General features: G+C 72.5%; 15 protein-coding genes. 5 read left to right on the forward strand and 10 right to left on the reverse strand.

Translation table 11 applies throughout. The features are described 5' to 3' along the window. Positions 1–61: 61 nt before the first annotated feature. Together OG259_RS39660 and OG259_RS39665 are read right to left on the reverse strand one after the other, a co-directional pair. On the reverse strand, positions 62–1372 hold the full coding sequence (locus tag OG259_RS39660; protein ID WP_328946682.1) for a phytase: 1311 nt from the start codon (positions 1370–1372) through the stop codon (positions 62–64). 173 nt (positions 1373–1545) lie between these two features. Then, positions 1546–2868, reverse strand: a complete 1323-nt coding sequence (locus OG259_RS39665) for a hypothetical protein (protein WP_328946683.1) — start codon at positions 2866–2868, stop codon at positions 1546–1548. Positions 2869–3122: 254 nt separating this feature from the next. Between OG259_RS39665 and OG259_RS39670 the strand changes: the two genes are divergently transcribed. After that, complete coding sequence (locus OG259_RS39670) at positions 3123–5252, forward strand: tetratricopeptide repeat protein (RefSeq protein WP_328946684.1); 2130 nt, start codon at positions 3123–3125, stop codon at positions 5250–5252. On the opposite strand, the gene OG259_RS39675 is transcribed toward OG259_RS39670, so the two are convergent. The 3 genes from OG259_RS39675 to OG259_RS39685 all read right to left on the reverse strand — a co-directional run bounded on the left by OG259_RS39675 (position 5249) and on the right by OG259_RS39685 (position 10175). Next, the gene (locus OG259_RS39675; protein ID WP_328946685.1) at positions 5249–6523 is read right to left on the reverse strand and encodes a hypothetical protein; all 1275 of its coding nucleotides are present in this window, start codon (positions 6521–6523) and stop codon (positions 5249–5251) included. The genes OG259_RS39670 and OG259_RS39675 overlap by 4 nt on opposite strands. Positions 6524–7172: 649 nt before the next feature. Continuing rightward, the gene (locus tag OG259_RS39680; RefSeq protein WP_328946686.1) at positions 7173–9041 is read right to left on the reverse strand and encodes an NAD-binding protein; all 1869 of its coding nucleotides are present in this window, start codon (positions 9039–9041) and stop codon (positions 7173–7175) included. Positions 9042–9293: 252 nt separating this feature from the next. After that, positions 9294–10175 carry a winged helix-turn-helix transcriptional regulator gene (locus OG259_RS39685; RefSeq protein ID WP_328946687.1) on the reverse strand — a complete coding sequence of 294 codons (882 nt, stop codon included), beginning with the start codon at positions 10173–10175 and terminating at the stop codon, positions 9294–9296. A gap of 162 nt (positions 10176–10337) precedes the next feature. On the opposite strand from OG259_RS39685, the gene OG259_RS39690 reads away from it, so the two are divergent. From OG259_RS39690 to OG259_RS39700, 3 genes are read left to right on the forward strand one after another with little or no spacing between them, the layout of a single operon-like run. After that, on the forward strand, positions 10338–11141 hold the full coding sequence (locus OG259_RS39690) for an ABC transporter permease (RefSeq protein WP_328946688.1): 804 nt from the start codon (positions 10338–10340) through the stop codon (positions 11139–11141). Continuing rightward, positions 11141–12418, forward strand: a complete 1278-nt coding sequence (locus OG259_RS39695; RefSeq protein WP_328946689.1) for an ABC transporter ATP-binding protein — start codon at positions 11141–11143, stop codon at positions 12416–12418. Before OG259_RS39690 ends, OG259_RS39695 begins: the two co-directional genes overlap by 1 nt. Further along, the gene (locus OG259_RS39700) at positions 12415–13245 is read left to right on the forward strand and encodes an ABC transporter permease (protein WP_328946690.1); all 831 of its coding nucleotides are present in this window, start codon (positions 12415–12417) and stop codon (positions 13243–13245) included. Before OG259_RS39695 ends, OG259_RS39700 begins: the two co-directional genes overlap by 4 nt. 57 nt (positions 13246–13302) lie before the next feature. Here OG259_RS39700 and OG259_RS39705 read toward each other — a convergent pair whose 3' ends face one another. From OG259_RS39705 to bla, 4 genes are all read right to left on the reverse strand, one after another. Further along, positions 13303–13785 carry a hypothetical protein gene (locus OG259_RS39705; protein WP_328946691.1) on the reverse strand — a complete coding sequence of 161 codons (483 nt, stop codon included), beginning with the start codon at positions 13783–13785 and terminating at the stop codon, positions 13303–13305. After that, complete coding sequence (locus OG259_RS39710; RefSeq protein WP_328946692.1) at positions 13782–14294, reverse strand: RNA polymerase sigma factor; 513 nt, start codon at positions 14292–14294, stop codon at positions 13782–13784. The genes OG259_RS39705 and OG259_RS39710 overlap by 4 nt, the downstream gene beginning before the upstream one ends. Further along, complete coding sequence (locus OG259_RS39715) at positions 14281–14724, reverse strand: DUF3995 domain-containing protein (protein WP_328946693.1); 444 nt, start codon at positions 14722–14724, stop codon at positions 14281–14283. The genes OG259_RS39710 and OG259_RS39715 overlap by 14 nt, the downstream gene beginning before the upstream one ends. Before the next feature lie 412 nt (positions 14725–15136). Then, entirely contained in the window at positions 15137–16036 is a 900-nt protein-coding gene (gene bla / locus OG259_RS39720) for a class A beta-lactamase (protein WP_443052161.1), read from the reverse strand. A 258-nt stretch (positions 16037–16294) separates the two neighbouring features. On the opposite strand from bla, the gene OG259_RS39725 reads away from it, so the two are divergent. Then, positions 16295–16921: a hypothetical protein gene (locus tag OG259_RS39725; protein ID WP_328946695.1), complete on the forward strand. Its 627-nt coding sequence runs from the start codon at positions 16295–16297 to the stop codon at positions 16919–16921. Between the two features lie 234 nt (positions 16922–17155). Here OG259_RS39725 and thpR read toward each other — a convergent pair whose 3' ends face one another. Continuing rightward, on the reverse strand, positions 17156–17773 hold the full coding sequence (gene thpR, locus OG259_RS39730) for an RNA 2',3'-cyclic phosphodiesterase (protein ID WP_328946696.1): 618 nt from the start codon (positions 17771–17773) through the stop codon (positions 17156–17158). Positions 17774–17904 lie beyond the last annotated feature (131 nt).

Below are 17904 nucleotides of genomic sequence, written 5' to 3' on the forward strand. Positions count from 1 at the left end.
CACCGGCCGCCGGCTCGTCGAACCCCGGCGGCCGGTGGGGGGAAGGCGATCGTGGGGCGGATCAGTCGTCGAGGGCGTCCATGACGAGGCCGAGGTCGACGAACTTGAAGTTGGTCGCGGGCCGGTCACCGTCGCCGGGGGCGTCGTGCCCGTCCTGCACGACGAGCAGTCCGCGCGGGTATGCGGATCCGAGGGGTGCGTTCAGTGCGGCGGCGCCGTCGCACTCCTCGGAGCCGTCGAGGGCGCTGCTCGCGGGTGCGACCCGGAAGCCGCCCTCGTACTCGTTGCGGTCCCCGAGCTCCCGGTCGTAGGCGGCGAAGGTGTTGTCACCCTGGCTGGAGGCGAGCAGGTATCCGTCGCCGTCGGACTCGGTGACCAGGGTCAACCCCTCGACGTCCGAGGAGATCCTGTTCCCGCCGAAGCCGGGGTCGGCGCCCGGCGTGCACTCCTCGGTCTCCTCGTCGTAGACGCCGGGGACACCGAACTCGCGGACCTTGTCGAGAAGCTTCGGCGTGCCGGTGAGGTCGGCGCGCAGCCGCCAGATGCCGATGTCCTCCTGGCCGGCGTAGAGAGTGCCGTTGGCGGGGTCGACGACCATGCCCTCGACCTGCGGCAGCTCGCCGGGCTCGCCGCACGGGGCCCACGACGTGCCGTCGGGCAGCCGGAACGTGGCCGGGAGGTCCAGGGTGCGGATCGTGCGGTACGTGACCTTGCCGCCCGCGGCGGGGAGCAGTTCGAGCAGCGCGATGCCGGTCCGCTCGCGACGGCTGACCAGGGCGAAGGACTTCCCGGACGCCGGGTCCGTCCAGGTCGCCAGACCGTACGCGGTCCGCTGGTCGTTGATCTCGGCCTGGTCCCGGGAGAAGACGGCCGGGGCGGCGGGGTCGGTGACATCGGTCAGCGGGCCGCCGGCGCGGTCGCGGTCGATGCGGTAGAACCGCAGCCGGTCGTGACCGCGGTCGCTGGTCACGGCCAGATCGGCGCGCCCTGAGGAGAGCCGCAGCCCCTGGACGAGGTCCACGTTGTTGAACCGGCCCGGAGCGTCGTCCGGCCCGGCGGCGGGCGGCGCGGCTATCGACTGCACCAGGCGTGCGTCCAGGTCGTAGACGCGCAGCCCGCCCTCCTTGGCGGTCGCGACGACGAGGCTCCGGCCCGGAGCGGCGGCGTTGCGCCAGATGGCGGGGTCGTCCGCGTCGGCGTTGCCGCCCGCGTCGTCGTCGTGCAGCACCGGCGTCTCCGCGCGGGGCGTGACGACGGGCAGGGAGGCGCCGGAGCCGCGGTGGTGGGCCTGGGCCGGCACGGCCAGGGCCGCGGCCGCGAGCGCCGAGGTCACGACGAGCACGAGTGACCGGGCGGTACGGGGGTGAGTCACGCAGGTCTCCTCAGGAGGGGGGCTTGTACGTCCTGCGTGAGCGTGGTGCCCCTCCGTGTCGGTACGGCGGCCACCGTCCGGCCCGACACCCGAAGTCCAGGTGTACGCCCGATGAACGACGGAGCGGGCCGCGACTCCCGTCGTGGCCCGCTCACGTCCCTACCTCGGGGCCGTCATGCGGGGTTCTTCACGTCCGCCAGGTAGTTCGCACCGATGAGGCAGTCGCGCATCTCGTAGCGGGGCGCGACGGACCCGGTCCAGCGGAGGAAGCCGGTCGCCCCGGTCGCGGCCGACATGTCGATGAACCGGCAACCGTCGTACAGGACCTTGCCGTTGGTGGTGGCGGTGGAACCCGTCCCCACCCGGTGCGAGCCCATGAGACCGCAGTCCACGTACCGGACCATCGGACCGCGGGCGCCGTTGGCGTTGAAGTCGTACACGTGCGTCACCGCGTCCGGAGCCCAGGACTTGAAGCTCAGCGCGGTGTCGTCGCACGACTCGAAGGTGATGTTCCCCTTGTACCACCGGGAGTCGATCACCTTGTGGCCGACACCGCGCAGCTCGAACCGGATGCCCTGCGCGTACAGACGCGAGACCGAGTCGGCCCGGGTGGTCGCGTCGGCGGTCAGCTCGAAGAACGTACCGGTCGACGTGGCGTCGGTGAGGATGTAGGAACCGCCGATGAAGTTCATCGAACCGCCCCGGTTGTTCCTCACGAACACGCCGGACTGGTACTCCACCTTGCAGTCACGGAACCAGTAGTTGAGGAACTGGTCCTGCTGCGTCGAGGACGGCGTCATCCCCATGACGAGGAAGGCGTCGGAGTACGATCCGCCGACCTGGCAGTGGTCCCAGCCCATCTCGCTGTTCAGGTTGGACGTGGTCGCCGGGCCGTCCAGGCCGATGCCGCGCTTCCAGCTGCCGCGCCACTCGACGTCGGTGTACCAGGTGTCCTGGACGCCGTAGTCGGCCGACGAGTAGGCGTAGTTGAAGCTCGACGTGGCGTTGGTGCTGGTGAACGTGAGCCCGGAGATCCGGATGTTCTTGTAGCGCTGGTAGTTCGTCCACAGCGTCGTGTCGTTCGCCGCGGGCGAGTACACGATCCGCGACAGCCGCTTGCCGTAGCCGGTGATCGACACGCCGTCGACGATGCCCCCGTTGCCCTCGCCGTTGACGTTCGGGAGGAGCGAGTCCGGCTGGGTCAGGAGATACGTGCCGGGCGGGACGACCAGCACCTTCTTCGGGATCGCCCCCGAGATCGGGCCGGGCTGGAACGAGGCCAGCACCTCGGCGGCGGCCGCGCGGAACGCGGCGTCACTCGGGGTGGCACCGGTCGGGTCCGCGCCCTTGCTGATGACGTCGACGCTGTACGGGTCGTCCCCGGAGCCCGCCGCGTACGCCGTGCCGCTCCCCATCGTCACCGCTCCGGCCGCGACGCCGACTCCGGCGGTCGCGATGCCGCGCATGACGGAACGGCGGTCCATGCTTCTGGTCATTTCTTTTTCCCCCAAAGCAATGATCATGAAAAAGACATGACATGGGAACACGGGGGAGTTGCGAACGCAAGATCGAATTCACGTTTCGCTCGGCGAAGCCCACCAGGAACCACCGGATCCCGCTGGGCGCCCTTCGACAGCTCCTCTCCGGTCACCCCGGCGTGAGCTGCGCCGTCGCATGTAACGTGCCACGGAACGGAGTTACCGCGTCGAGGCGGGCCCAGTCGAGCCGGGGGACCAGGGGAGGGGCCGGTATGTTGGAGATCATGGCGCTCAGCGCGCTCACCACATTCCTGTTGGGGGTGGGCAACGGTGCCACCGGGGAGCTCGGCAAGCAACTGGCCCTCTCCACCGGTGCCTTGGCGAGACGGACCCTCGGCCGCGCGACCCCCCTGCCGCCCGACCCGGCGGGCCGGGCGGAACTGGCCGGCCGACTCCACGCCCGCATCAGCGGTGACCCCCGGCAGGCGGCCGAGTGGGCCCTCCTCGTACAGAGCTCGCCCGAAGCGTCGACACACCTCGCGATCGGCGGCCTGCCGCCCGCACCACGCGAGTTCGTCAACCGCGACGACGTCGTCAGGCAGTTGCTGAAGGAGGCGACCCGGCCCTGGGAGGGCAGCCCCCGCGTGGCCCTGCTGTACGGGCCGCCCGGCATCGGCACCTCCGCCACCGCCCTGCGTCTCGGCGCCCTCTGCCAGGCACGCTTCCCCGACGGGCAGTTCCACGTCGACCTCCGGGACACGGGCGCGAACGACGGAGCGGAGCCGGCCGCGGTCCTGCTGCGGCTGCTCCTCAGGATGGGCGTGGACCGGGACCGGATGCCGGCCACCGAGGCGGGCCGCGAAGAGCTCTACCGCCGGCTCACCGCGGGCAAGCAGGTGCTCGTCGTGATCGACCACGCGTCCTCGCCCGCCCAGGTCCGCGGTCTCGTCCCGTCCACACCCGACGTCTTCCTCCTGGTCGTCGTGTCCGGCCCGCCGTTCACGCTCGACGCCGAACGCGTCCCCGTGTCCCCGCTCAGCGACCGCCACGCGAAGAAGCTGCTGCGCGGCGAGGTCGGACGGGAGCGGGCCGCCCGCGCCAAGGCACAGCTGCCCGGCCTGCTCGACCGCTGCGCGGGCAACGCGCTCTCCCTCAAGACCGAGGCGATGCGCCTCCTCGCCGACGACACCGGCGCCCCCGAATCCGGGGCCGAGCCCCCGGCGCTCAACCCCGTGCAGCGAGCGGCCCACCGCGCATCTCGCCGGATCACCCCCGAAGCCTCACGGCTGTGCCGCCTGACCGCACTCGCCGCATGGCCGTCCATCAGCCCCGCCCTCGCGGCCGCCGCCGCGGACCTCGAAGACGAGCACGAGGCCGACCGGCTGCTCGCCGAGGCGGCCGAGGCCCGCCTCCTGGAGCCGCTCCCCGACCGGCGCTACCGGTTCCGGCCCGCGGTACGGCGCTACTTGGCCGACACCGCCGTTCCCGAACACGGCATCCCGGAATGCGCCGCAGCGGTGGACCGGGTGCTCGCGCTTCTCCTGAACCGGGTGCTGCACGCGGCGCACGCGGCCCTCCCGCAGAGCTGGCGCACCGAACCGGCGCCGGAGCGAGGCGACGCCTGCCGAGACGAGAAGGAGGGCCTCGCGGTACTGGCGGCGGAAGTGGGCAACGTCGTATGCGCCGTGTCGGTGGCCGAGGAGTATCGGCGCACCACCACGGCGCTCCGCCTGGCCCGCGCGCTGTGGCCGCTGCAGCTGAAGGCCGGGTACGGGGACGAGGTGCTTCCGGCGCTTCGCGTCGCCGCCCGCTGTGCCGATGAGCAGGACCGGAGCGATGTGGACCACCGTACGGCGGGGGCGCTGCACTTCCAGCTCGCCCACTGCCTCGGCGAACTGGGTCGCCGGGAGCATGCCGAGCGCGCGGCTCACGCCGCCGTCGCCCACGAGCGAGCGGCCGACCACCTCCGGGGCGAGGCGTCGTCCGTGGAACTGCTCGGACTGCTCGACCTGGGCCGCTGGGAGTACGAGACGGCGTACGAACGCTTCACCGAGGCGGAGCGGATCTACCGCCGCATCGCCCCGGGCCAGGAGGGCGCCGAAGACCTGCCGCGTGCCCTGGCACTGGCCGGACGTCACCAGGGCCGGGCCCTGCGGGGCCTGGGGCGGTGGGACGAATCCCGCCGTCTGCTGGAAGCCGCGGGAGACTTCTTCGTACGGCAGGGAGAGACGTACAACCGGGCCCGCGTCCTCACCGACCTCGCGGAGCTGCTGCACGAGACGGGGGACAACGCGGCGGCGCTCACCCGGATCACCGAGGCGGAACGCCTTCTGCCGGAGGCCGCGGCGCCGCACCTCCGGTACCTGGAGGGGCTGCGGCGACGCTGCGAGGACGCCCCCTAGGTCGAGTGTGCGACGGTCACCGGGTGCACGCCGGTGGCCGTACGCACCCGGAGCGTGAGTGCCGCACCCTCCGCGCCGTCGCCCGTGCCGCCCCGCGCGAGCCAGGCGTACAGCGCGGACGCGTAGACCGCCGGGTCGGCATCCGCGCCGGCCGTCGCGGAGAGCGCGAAGAGACCCTGCGCCCGAGTGCGCACCGTGCAGGTGTCCGGGCCGGTCACGTACGCGGCGACCGCGCAGTGCGGATGCCGCCGCAGTACCTCGGCCGTCCACAGCTCCGGACTTCCGAAGCGCGGATCGTCGTGGCGCCCGTCACGCGTGATCACCTCCGCCGACTCCAGATCCCCGGGATCGCGGGTGTCCTCGTGCACGGCCAGGTGCGTCTCGCCCATCGCGTCGTACGGGTGCTCCGTGGAGCGCTCGATCTCGATGTCCGAGCCGTCCACGCGCGTCCGCACCCGCAACGGAGCCGTCCGCCTCGGCGGGGTGTACGGAGGGAGGGGCAGCGGCTCCAGCGAAGCGGGCGCCGAGGGCTCGGACAGGTCCATCAGCGCGTAGAAGTGGCGCCGCAGCAGCCCTGCCGACCTGCCCGGAGCCGAGGACACGAACTCGGCCGGGTCCGCGACCGGACCATGCCCGGCCGGCAGCGCATCCACCTGCGGCCGGAGGGGGCCGTACGGGTCGAGCCGTGGCGCCTCCCGGACGAAGGCCGCCAGCGGGGACTCCGGGTCGAGCCGCTCCCGCCCCTCCGTCGCCAGCAGCACCGGGGTGCCGAGGGCCGAGGCGTAGTACGAGACCGCGCCGAAGTCGCCCAGGACGAGATCGGCGGCGAGGAGGGCCTGTCGCCAGGCGTGGACGGGGTCGACGAGCGTGAGCCCGGCGCGTCGGGCCCGGTCCAGCCAGGCCCGGATCTGGCCCGGGCCGTGGCCGTACCAGATGTTCGGGTGGAGCACGGCGGCCAGCCGGTAGTCGTCGGCGGGGAGCTCGGCGGCGAGCCGGGGGAGCAGCCCCGGCAGGATGTCCCGACCGCCGTCACCGTAGGCGTCACCGCCGTTGCCGAAGAGCCCCTCGGGGTTCCAGGTGGAGTTCACGACGACGAGCCGCTGCCCTTGTCGCACGCCCAGCGCGCGCCTGTACCGGTCCCGGTACGGGCGGGCGGCGAGCATGCGGTCGAAGCAGGGGTCACCGGCGAGTACGGCAGCGGGTACCGCTTCGGGGCATGTGCGGGTCAACCGCTCGACCTGCTCCGGGTGGGAGAGGACGAGCCCGTCCACGAACGGTCTGCCGTCCGCCAGAAGCCACTCCGGCGAAAGACCGAACGTCGGCTCCCGGCTCTCGGCTCTCGGCTCTCGGCTCTCGGCTCTCGGCTCTCGGCTCTCGGCTCTCGGCTCTCGGCTCCCGGCTCCCGGCTCCCGGCTCCCGGCTCCCGGCTCCCGGCTCCCGGCTCCCGGCTCCCGGCTCCCGGCAGCGCCAGCCTTTTAGTGTATCCGACACCGTGCGAGAGAACGGACAACTTGCCTTTGACAGTGGCCAGTTCACCGCCGAAGCTCGCGGAGATCGCGAGATCGACCGGCGTGGAGAGCGCCTGTTCCCACGGCAGCTCGGGCAGCTCCCAGTCGGCGAGTACCTCACGGATGCCGCCCTGAAAGGCCGAGGACCCCGTCGATGTGACAAGGAGCTGGACACGGAAGTCGTCGTGGAAAAGGGCCAGCAGGTCCTGCAGCCGCCCCGCCGAGGTGACGTTGTGGACCACGAGCAGCACACGGCGCTGGACGGTCCTGCTGGCCCACCGGTGAGAGCCTTCCCCCACCGGCACGCGTATCGGCAGGGATGCGGCGCGCCCCACTCATGACCTCCGAAGTGAACGTCGTGTCGTGTCGTGCTGTGCTGTCTCGTGGTCTGTCGTGTCGTCGAGTGGACACCTTAACGAGTCGTTCCACGGTCAGGCGCCGACGGCGGCGCCTCGGACGGTGTCCGTCCCGCCGTCGGCGACCCCGCTCGGCCGAGTAGCTCGGCGAGGCCCGCGCGGGTGGCCGCGACGACGACGCGGTCACCGGGGTGGAGCACGTATCCGGGGTGGAGGTCCCACAGCAGCCCGGGCGGCTCGGCGGCGGCGGTGGTCTCCGGCGCGTCCGGAGGTTCGGGCGGGTCCGGAGCGCTCGTGTCGAGGGCCAGGACGCGCCACGCGCCGGGGCGGAACGCCTCCGCGACCGTGCTGCCCTCGAGCTGGGGCTGCCCGGCGATGTCGAGGGCGGCGAAGACGAGGACCCGGCGTTCGACCGCGATCGCTCCCAGGATCTGGCGGCCCATCATCGCGGTGGCGAAGGCTGGAGCGGCGAGCGTCGACACGCTGCGGCTGCGGGTGAGCGCGTCGGGGTGGGCCGCGCGCAGGGTGCGGTAGACGGTGGACGCGAAGTCGTCGTCGTACAGGCGCAGGGCCACGAGCAGGTCCGGATTGAGCGTGCGCGCGTACAGGGCGGCTTCCAGGTTGGTGGTGTCGGCGCTGGTGAGGGCGAGCAGGGCGCGTGCGCGGTGGATCTTGGCGGCCTCCAGGACCCCCTCCTGTGTGACGTCGCCGAGGACGACGGGGACGCGCAGGGTGCGGGCATGGGCGATGCCCCGGGCCTCGGGGTCGTCTTCCACGCACACCACGGGCACGCCGAGCTCGTGCAGCCGCACCAGGACGCGGGTGCCGACGCGCCCGAGGCCCAGGAGGACGACGTGGCCGGTGAGGCCGCGTGGCGGGCGCCGGAGAGCGGCGGCGCTGCGGTAGGCGCCGAGTGCTTCGAGGGAGCCCGCGATCAGCAGGGGCAGCAGAACGAGACCGAGGAGCCCGGCGAGGATCTGGAGGACCTGGCGGGCGGTGGGTTCGCCGACCGCGGGGTCTCCGATCGCGAAGAGGTCGAGCAGCGTGAGGTACGCGGCGTGCAGCAGGTGGTCCCCGGTGGTCACCGCGGACGTGACGGCGAGCGCCACGACGGCGGCGCAGACGCCCGCCAGGGCCCATCGCACCCGGGGGGAGAGGAGTTCACGGGGCGAGGCGCCGCGGCTCTCCCGGCGCCGGGGCAGGACCGGTTCGTGGCCGATGGCCTCCAGGACGACGGTGCCGTGCCCGGCCGCCGCCCGTACCTCGGCGTCGTCGGGCAACAGCCGGGGTGCGAGCCGCCCGCTGCGGTCGGAGCCGTCCGCACCGGCGGGGTCGTTCGTCGTCGACGACAGCAGGGCCAGGGTGACGAGGCCGGGATCGGCCGAGCCGTCGGGCTCGGCGGGCCCGCGTTCGGCGGGTATCCGTTCGGCGGCGCGCAGCAGCAGCCCGTCGGCCTGGACGATCTTGCGCGTTCCGGTGACGGCCGTGGCGGCCAGCGCGGGGGCGGCGGTGTCCGCGTCGGAGAGGACGATCGTGGTGGCGTCGTGACCGTCGCCGTCCGCGGCCGGGTCCGGCCGGCCGCGCGCCTGGTCGAGGAGTTCGGCCATGCGGCGGCCGAGGTTGCGGTTGTACATCCGGAGGACCAGGCGGAGGTGCGGGTTCAGCCGGCGGGCCAGGAACGCGGCCCGCATGTTGACCTCGTCGTCCTCGTAGAGCAGGGCGAGCGCCTGGGCCCGGCGTACGCCCGCCTCGATGAGGGTGGGCTCGTCGGGAGGGATCCGGTCGGCGTGCTGGACGCGCACGCGTGCGTCGGCGATGTCCGGTCCGCCGCCGGTGGGCGTGACCAGGACGACGTCCTGCCGGTACACCTCGGCCAGTTCACCGGCGATGCGGTGCGCGAGCGCGTCGTCCCCGCACACCACCATGTGTCCGTCCCGCGGCGCGGTCGGCCCGGCGGGAGGCGCACTCCCCGCGGTCTGCCGACGAGGGACCTGACGGGGTACGGCGGGCATGGTCGCCTCTCGTCCGGATGCTGACCGGGTCCTGGTCCTGGTCGGCGACGCCGCTCCCACCCTTCCAGCCGAACCGGTGCTTCGGCATGGGTGCTGACACCCAACTTGGCTGCCACGGACGACCTTTGCCGAGGTGTCCAGCCCCGGGCGTCGGCACGAACGGTGTCACTCCGAGGCGACCGACCTCCCCTCGCGCCAGGCCGTCTCCACGGCGGCCGGGATGTCCGTGACGGGGAACTGCACGTGCCGGACGGTCCGTTCGCGGTCCAGGACCAGGATCGCCCGCTTCAGGCGGAGGGCCTGGCCCGCGCGGAACGTCGGCAGTCGGAGCGCCGCCGACAGTCCGTTGTCCATGTCGGAGAGGAGCGGGAAGGGGGTCTCCTCGGCCGCCGCGAACGCCCGCTGTTCGTCCGGGCGTTGCGTGCTGATGCCGCGCACCGCGACGCCGGCCGCCGTGAACCTCTCGTACGCCTCCCGGAACAGCCGGTTCTCCAGGGTGCAGCCCGCCGTGCCGGGGATGTCGAGCCAGTCGTCGGGGAGCGGGCCCGGCCGGCCGGTCGCCGGGTAGCAGAACAGGACGGTGGCGGCGGCTCCGGCGTCGACGGGGTCCAGCGGCGTACCCGTGTGCGCGGGCAGGGTGAGCCGGGGCAGCCGGGTGCCGGGCAGGTCGTGGACGCGGTGGGCCTCGGCGCTCCGCTCGTCGGCGGACGCGGTGAGCGAACCGTCGCCGAGCAGCCAGCGGTCGGCCCAGTCCTGCATCGAGACCAGGACGGGGAGCAGCGCGCGCCCGGCATCGCTGAGCCGGTACTCGAACCGGACCGGCCCCTCCTGGTACGGGACCTTGTCGAGGACTCCGCTGTCGACGAGGTGGTTCAGCCGCTCGGTGAGGACCTTGCGGGAGATGTCCAGCTCGCGCTGGAGCTCGTCGAAGCGGTGCCGCCCCCGTGCCGTCTCGCGGACGAGGAGCAGGCTCCACCAGTCGCCGACGACGGCCGCGGCCTGGGCGATGGCGCAGGCGGCGTCGCGGTCGGGCACCGCTCGTCCCATGACGTGTCCTCCTCGTTCGGGCGACCGGTCCGTGTCGGATCCGTGTCCGGTCCGTAGGCGATCCATCTTGCGCCATCGAGTGAGTTCCCGATAGAAACTCATTGTAAGTTCCCAATGGGAACTCGCTCGGTTCCACTATTTCTCGGGGGAGGGATCCGTTTCATGCCCATCGCTTGGGCAACCGCCTGGCGCACCTGGCAGATGACCCGCCGCGCCTACCCATGGACGTACGCCGTCGGCACCGTCCTGCCCGCCGCGCTCACCATCGCGCTCGCCTATCTCGGCTTCCACGCCATCGGCGGCGGCGCCGTCGGTGACGACTTCGCCGCAGGCAGCGGCACCACCGCCTATCTCGCCTACATCGTGGTCGGCACGACCGCCTTCCACTTCGCCGTACGGATGATCCTCTGGTCCGCGAAGGCGCTCATCACCGAGCAACGCCAGGGCACCCTCGGCGCCCTGCTCATCGCCCCCGCCGGCCGTCTCCCGTACCTGCTCGGCTTCACCGCCTTCGCGGTGCTCAGCAGCGTCCTCGAATTCCTGACCCTCGGCCTGGTCGTCGGCGTCCTCGGCATCACCGTGCCGGTCTCCTCCGTGCCCGGCGCGCTGCTCGGCGGCCTCGCGCTCATCGGCGCCGTCTTCGCGCTCTCGGTCGGACTCGGCGGACTGATGATCGCGGCCGGCGAGGCCCACATCTCGCAGAACACCGCCTTCATCGTGCTCGGCCTGGTCGGCGGCTTCACCTTCCCCCGCGACTACCTGCCGGAGCCCGCGCGGTGGTTCGCCGAACTGCTCCCCACCACCTCGGCCATGGACGTCCTGCACGGCAGCTTCACCGGCGGCCAGACCCTCCCCGAACTCCTCCCGAGACTCGCCGTCTGCGCCGTCCTCACCTGCGCCTATCTCCTCCTGGGGCTGGCCTACCTGCCGCGGGCCGAGGCCCGTGCCGTCGAAAGGACCTACTGATGACCACGGCGATCGAAGTACGCGGCCTGCGCAAGGACTTCCCCGTACGGGACAAGGGCATCCTCGGCCCCCGCACCCTCAAGCGCGCCGTCGACGGTCTCGACCTCGACATCCCGCGTGGACGCGTCACCGGCCTCCTCGGCCTCAACGGTGCCGGCAAGACCACCACCATCAAGATCCTCGCCACCCTCCTGCGCCCCAGCGCCGGAACCGTCCGCGTCGACGGTCTGGACGCGGTCACCGACGCCCGTGCCGTACGCCGCCGCATCAACCTCATCGCCGGCGGCGAGCGCATGGTCTACACCCGCATGACCGGCCGCGAGAACCTCTGGTACTTCGGTCAGCTCTACGACGTCCCGAAGGCCGAACTGCGCCGCAGGACCGGTGAACTCCTCGACCTCGTCGGCCTGACCGACGCCGCCGACACCATGGTCGAGCGGTACTCGCGCGGCATGGCCCAGCGGCTCGCCATCGCCCGCGGCCTCATCAACCGTCCCGACTACCTCCTCCTCGACGAGCCGACCCTCGGTCTCGACGCGCCGATCGCCCGCGACCTGCGCCGCGTGGTCGCCGACCTCGCCGCGCACGACGGCACCGGCGTGCTGCTGACCTCCCACTACCTGGCCGAGGTCGAGGAACTCTGCGGCCATGTGTACGTGATCTCCGCCGGCCGTCATCTCGCCCAGGGCAGCCCGGCCGAGCTGAAGGCCGCGACCGGCAGCCACCGCACCGTCCGCCTGACCGTCACCGACCCGACCGAGCGCACCCGGGCCGTCGCGGACGCCTTCGGAGCGACCCGCGAGGCACTGCCCGACGGTGGAGAGCTGATCACCCTGCGCCACCCCGACGACATGGCGGGACCGCTGACCGCGGCGGTGTTCGAGGCCGGCGGCTCGATCGGGGGCCTGGAGATCGCCGAGGCGAGCCTGGAGGACGCGATCATGACGCTGGCGGAGAGGGGTGCGGCGGGTCTCGCCGCCACCGGGGACACACCCCTCGCCGGGCCCCACTCGGCCCCGACGGTCCCCCGTGCCGCGACCGCCGGATCCCGCGCCGCGACTGCCGGGGCCGGGGCGGCGATCGTCGGAGCGGGCGTGGTGATCGCCGGTCCCGATGCGGCGACCGCGGGGCCCGACAAAGCGACCGCCGACATGGACGCGGTGGCCGTCGACTCCGAGGCGGTGGCCGTCGGCTCCGGTACCGCGGCCGTCCGCTCCGACGACGTGACCGTCCGCCCCGACGACGTGACCGTCGGAGCCAAGGGCGGCACCCGGTGAACCAGCTCCGCCACGCCCTGCGGGTCTTCGCCGCGGAAACGCTCAAGCAGCACCGCCGGCTCTTCGGCCAGCCGCTCGTCGTCTTCTCGATGCTCGTCTGGCCGGTCCTCCAACTGGCCACCACCTACTACACCCTGCGCCCCGTCGCGACGGCCTCCCGGGCTGCCGAGAACTGGCCGCTCGCCGCCGACCCCGAGCGGCTCCTCGCCTTCCTGGCCACCGGTACCCTCGCGTACGCCTTCTTCTTCTCCCTCGTCCAGAGCGCCTGGCACCTCTCCTTCGAGCGGACCACCGGCACCCTGGAACTGCTCTTCCTCTCCCCGGCCGGCCGGCTCACCCTGATGATCGCCAACGGCGCCGGCGCGCTCCTCCAGAACGCCTGGCTGCTCACCTGCTTCACCGTCGCCGCCCTGACCGGTTTCGGCACGCTGTCGGTCTCGGCCTGGTGGATGTACGGGATCGTCCTCCTGGCCCTGCTGATCCCGGCGGTCGCCTGGGGAGCCTTCCTCAACAGCCTCCTGGTGTTCTCCCGGGACTCGGCCTTCTTGTACACGATCCTCGACGAACCGCTCTGGTTCGTCTCGGGTGTCCGGCTCCCGCACTTCGCCCTCCCCGCCGCCGTCCAGGTCGTCGGCGCGGTCTTTCCGCTCACCGGCAGCCTGCTCGCGGTCCGCGGCGCCCTGCTCGAACACCGCACCGTGACCGAACTCGCCCCGACCCTGCTCGGCCTGGGAGCGCTCAGCGTCCTGCTCCTCGTGGCCGCCGCGGTGATCCTCCGGGTGGGCGAGGCCCGCGCCCGGCAGACGGGCGCGCTGAGCCTGGCGTGACGGGTCGGTGTCCGGGCAGCGGCCCGGTGCGACCGGCCGTGCGCGGGCTGCGGGTGATCACGAGACCCGCCCGGCCAGGCGCGTCATGGCCTCCTCCAGTTCGCGGCGCGCGCCGAACGGCACCAGCGCCGCGCGCCCGGGGACACGTACGCCTCCGGTGAGCGCGACACGGGTCCGCCCTCCCTCGTCCACCGCCGCCATCCCGATCACCAGGAACCGGCTCTGCAGCCAGCACCAGCCCGGCCGCAGCACGCCGTGGAAGTGCGCCCGCAGCCCGTAGCGGCTGCGGGCGAGGGCCTCCACCCGGTCGCCTTCGTGCCGCAGGACCCGGACCGAACGCATGTCGGGCTGGAACTCCCCGAAGCCGCCCTCCAGATCGCCCATCACGTGCCAGACCCGGGGGAGGGGCTCGGGGAGCACCCGCTCGACGAGGTGGGCGCCCCGGACGCCGGCGACCATGACGCGCAACCGTCGCACGTCGTCGAGCAGCAGGCCGGCCCTGTCCTCGTCGCCCCGGTTGCCCTCTTCGCTCGCCTTCACGCGGACCACGCCTTTCGGAAACTCTGCCGGGCCCGGTGCAGCCGGGACTTCGCCGTGCCGGGCGGTACTCCCAGGAGCGCCGCCGCGGACTCCTCGTCCATCCCCTCGACGTCCCGCAGCACCAGGACGGCCCGGTGCGCGGGCGACAGCCGTGCCAGGACGTCGTCGATGTCGGCGGCCAGCTGCGGATCACCCCGCTCCGGTACGTCGGCGAGCTCGACCGGTCGCGCCCGTCCCGCCCTCTTCGCCACCCGCACCGCCTCCCGTACGGAGATCGCCCGCACCCACCCGTAGAGCGCCTCCGGCTCCCGTAGCGAACGCAGCGAGGTGAACACCGCGACCAGCGCCTCCTGCGTGGCGTCCGGTCCGTCGTCCAGCGCGATGGGCCGGCAGATCCGGGCGATGTACGGGGTGAGATGGTCGAGCAGGTCGTGCAGGGCCAGGGTGTCGCCGCGCCGGGCGGCCCGGACGAGCGCGACGCCCCGGTCGACGGGGTCAGCGGGCGGCACGCAGCGCCGCCCATCCGAAGACCAGGCACAGGGGTGTGTAGACCAGGGCGTTCAGCCACGGGAACGCCGCACCGGAATCGCCCCTGCCGACCACGACCCACACCAGGCCGACCGCCCCGCGGAGCAGCATCCCGACGGCGACGGCAGCCGTGACCAGACGCGGGATGCCGCGCCGACGACCGCCACCGCGTGCGCGGAGGGCGACGGCGAAGGCGGCGAACCCCTCAAGGGCCGCCAGTGGCAGCACCACGGCCGGCCCGAAGGACACGACGCTGCCGAGGACGGCGAGCGACAGGGCCCGCTCGTCGGCGGCCGGCCAGGTCAGGCCGGTGGCCCAGTAGAGGTGCACCAGCGCGAGGACGGCGAGCAGCGCGGCGACGGCCCGCCCGCCCGTGATCGTCCGGGACCGTTCGATGTCGATGACAGCCATGGGATTCCCCTCCGTTCCGAGGCCGGCGCGGCAACGCGCCGACACCCCGAGGAGGATCCGTCCCGCCCGGACGTTCCCTGTGATCCGGCCCACATCGGTGGATCCGGGGACGGCCGGGAACGCGGACGACCCGTGGGCCTTGGTCCCGTCCGCTCGAGTTCGGACGGGAGCCGGCCGGATTACCGGCGGCCCACGGGTCGGGTGACTGCGTGGTTTTCGGCAGATGACCTGCCGAGGTGCACAGAGTGCGACGGCAGGCCGTTAGCCCGCAGTCACCTCACGAATCCGAAAAGAAACCATGTTCTCGGATCACCTCCTTTCAGCGTGTGCCCACAGCCTAGGAAAGCCCGGGGCGGCGCTCAAGTTATTTATTCGGGTCTCTTTTCCGGGCATGATCCATCTCCGGGAGAGATCAGCCGAGTTCCGTCGCCACCAGCGCCGCCGCGTCGGCCACCAGGGGATTTACAGGAGCCGCGTCCTCCTGGAACCGCGTGGTCAGCACGGTGAGCACGATCGGCCCGCCGTCCGGCGGCCAGGTGACGCCCGCGTCGTTGTTGCCGCCGTACCGGCCGCCGCCGGTCTTGTCGGCGAGGAGCCAGTCGGCCGGCAGGCCCTTGCGGAACCGCTCGCCACTGGTGGTGTTGGCGAGCATCCACCTGGTGAGCCGCTCCCGGTCCGGGCGCGGGAGCACGTCGCCGAGCAGGAGGCGCCCGTAGGTCCGGCCGATGGCGCGGGGCGTCGTGGTGTCGGTCTCGCGCCACGGCTCCGCCGAGTTCAGCTCGGGCTCCCAGCGGTCGAGCCGGGTCGTACGGTCGCCGATCGACCGGGCGAACCGGGTGACGGCCGTCGGACCGCCCAGCTCGCGAAGGAGCAGGTTCGCCGCGGTGTTGTCGCTGTGGCGCAGCGTGGCGTCACAGAGCTCGGCGACGGTCATCCCGTTCGCGAGGTTCTCCGGCAGCTCGGTCCTGGGGGACCAGCCCGACCGCTCGACGTCCGCCGCCGTGTACCGGATGCGCCGCGCCAGGAACGTTCCGTCGTGGTCGAGGTCGCGCAGCACGGCCGCGACGGCGACGGTCTTGAAGACCGAGCACATCGGGAAACGCTCGTCGGCGCGGTACGCCACCGAACGCCCGGTCCGCACGTCGTGGGCGAACACGCCGAGCCGCGCGGAGTGCCGCTCCTCCAGCGCCCGGAGCCGTGCGACGAGGTCGTCCCCGCCGGGCGCGGAGGCGTACGCCGTCCCGCCGAGCGGTAACGCGACCGCGAGCGCGGCACCGGCGCCGAGGCCGAGCGCGGTGCGACGGGACGGGATGAAACCTGAGATGGACAAGGTGATTCCCTTTCCGGAGCGATCACTTCACAGGGGAACACGCACAGGGGCCGCCGACCGGTTTCGACGCCGTCACCGGAGTTTCGTGAATCCCCAGGTCAGCCGATGCGTTCAGGAACGTTCGTGCTCTCCTGGTACAAACGCGGCTTGGCCGAACGGCCATTGACGGGAACGAACCCGCAGGTCGGGCAGGCCACCCCGGTCCTCACCCGGTGTCGATGTCGAACTAGTCTTCGCGCCATGGCCTTGCGACCCGAAGAGTTCTACGACCACGCTCTTGCCGCTGCCGATGGTGAGCGTCGGCTCCCGCTCGCGCGCATGACGGGGTGGTCCATCAGCCCGTTCGAAGCGGACGGACTGCGCGTCTCGCCCCTGCGTCCACCAGTGGTGCCCGAGCCTCCGCGACACGGGGAGGACCCGTCGGACTGCGACTCGTGCCGTGACCGAGGCGAGGGGATCTGGTTCAACGACCGTTGGCGGCTCACGCGGATCACGGGAGTCGGTGTGCCGCTGGTGCTCATGCTGCATCCGATCGAGCACTACGACATGGCGGACCTGCCCGACGAGCTGGCAGCCGAGTTGGGTGTCTTGTCCACACACATCGCCCGCCACGTGCAGGCACTGCCGCACATCTCGCGTGCCCACGTCTACCGCATCGGAGACGGAGGCGCACACCTGCACATCTGGTTCTTCGCCCGGCCCGAGGGACAGACCCAACTGTTCGGATCATGGATGCCCGTCTGGGACGATCTGCTGCCGGAATACCCGGCGGATGTCGCGGAGGCGGATGCGGCGATCGTGGCAGACGCCTTGACCGCCTCCGTCGGGGGGCGTCGGTCGGCTGTCGGCGAATCGCCGCACGACTGATCTGCCGGCGGACACCAGGACTCGACCTCAGCGCTCACCGTGGCTCGTCGTCCGAGTCGCTGGTGGACACCGCTTCGAGCGGCGGTGGCCCCGAGCGGCGGGCCGCCCCCGCCGACAGCCGCGCCGCTGTCGGTCGTCGCGCGCCTGTCAGGTCGTGATACAGGCGTCAGTCTCGTCTCCACGGCGGGCATCCTCGCAACCACGGACACCGGGCGATGCGGCATCAGGGAAACGTCAGCGCCCGCCGAACGCCCATGCCTCGATGTCGCGGTACCGGATCGGCCCCGGGCCGCGGCCGAAGTTGCTGCCGACCAGGTGGAGCCGCTCGGCCCGCCAGGGGCGACCCGTGAAGCCGGCCAGCCCGGCGGCCACGTCCACGACGCTCGACTGATCGTCGCGGCGGGCGCGGGCCAGCGTCAGATGGGGGCGCAGCGGCCGGTCCTCGAAGGGGACACCGCACTCCTTGACCACCGTGCGGACGTCGGTGGCGAGCCGGTGCAAGCCTTCGAGGTCCCCGTCGATGCCGCTCCACAGCACGCGCTCGTCGAAATGCCCGCCGCCCCGCAGCGCCAGTTCCACCGGCTCCCGGGACGCCGCGAGGTCGGCGAGCGGCGACCGAAGCAGGGGCACCGTCGCGACCGGCAGTTCCCCGAGGAAGGCCAGGGTGATGTGCCAGTCCTCGATACGGTTCCACCGCATCTGCGGATACGCGTCGTAAGCGGGGCTCAGTACCCGCTCCAGCTCGTCCTTCGCCTCGTCGGGCGGAGCGAGGGCGATGAAGACGCGTACCGTCGCCGCCCGGTCCTGCTCGTCCCCACCGGGCTCCGCCCCCTGCCCCCGTACCTGAGTCATGTTCCGTTCCCTACTCGCCCTACCGGCCTTGCTCGTCCTGCACCCGGCGAGGCCGGTGGCCGTTTCCGATGCGAGGGTACGCGGTGTCCGAGCCGCCCCCGCTGCCGGGGACGACGGCCCGCACCCCCTCG

This window comes from Streptomyces sp. NBC_00250, from assembly GCF_036192275.1.
Lineage (GTDB): Bacteria > Actinomycetota > Actinomycetes > Streptomycetales > Streptomycetaceae > Streptomyces.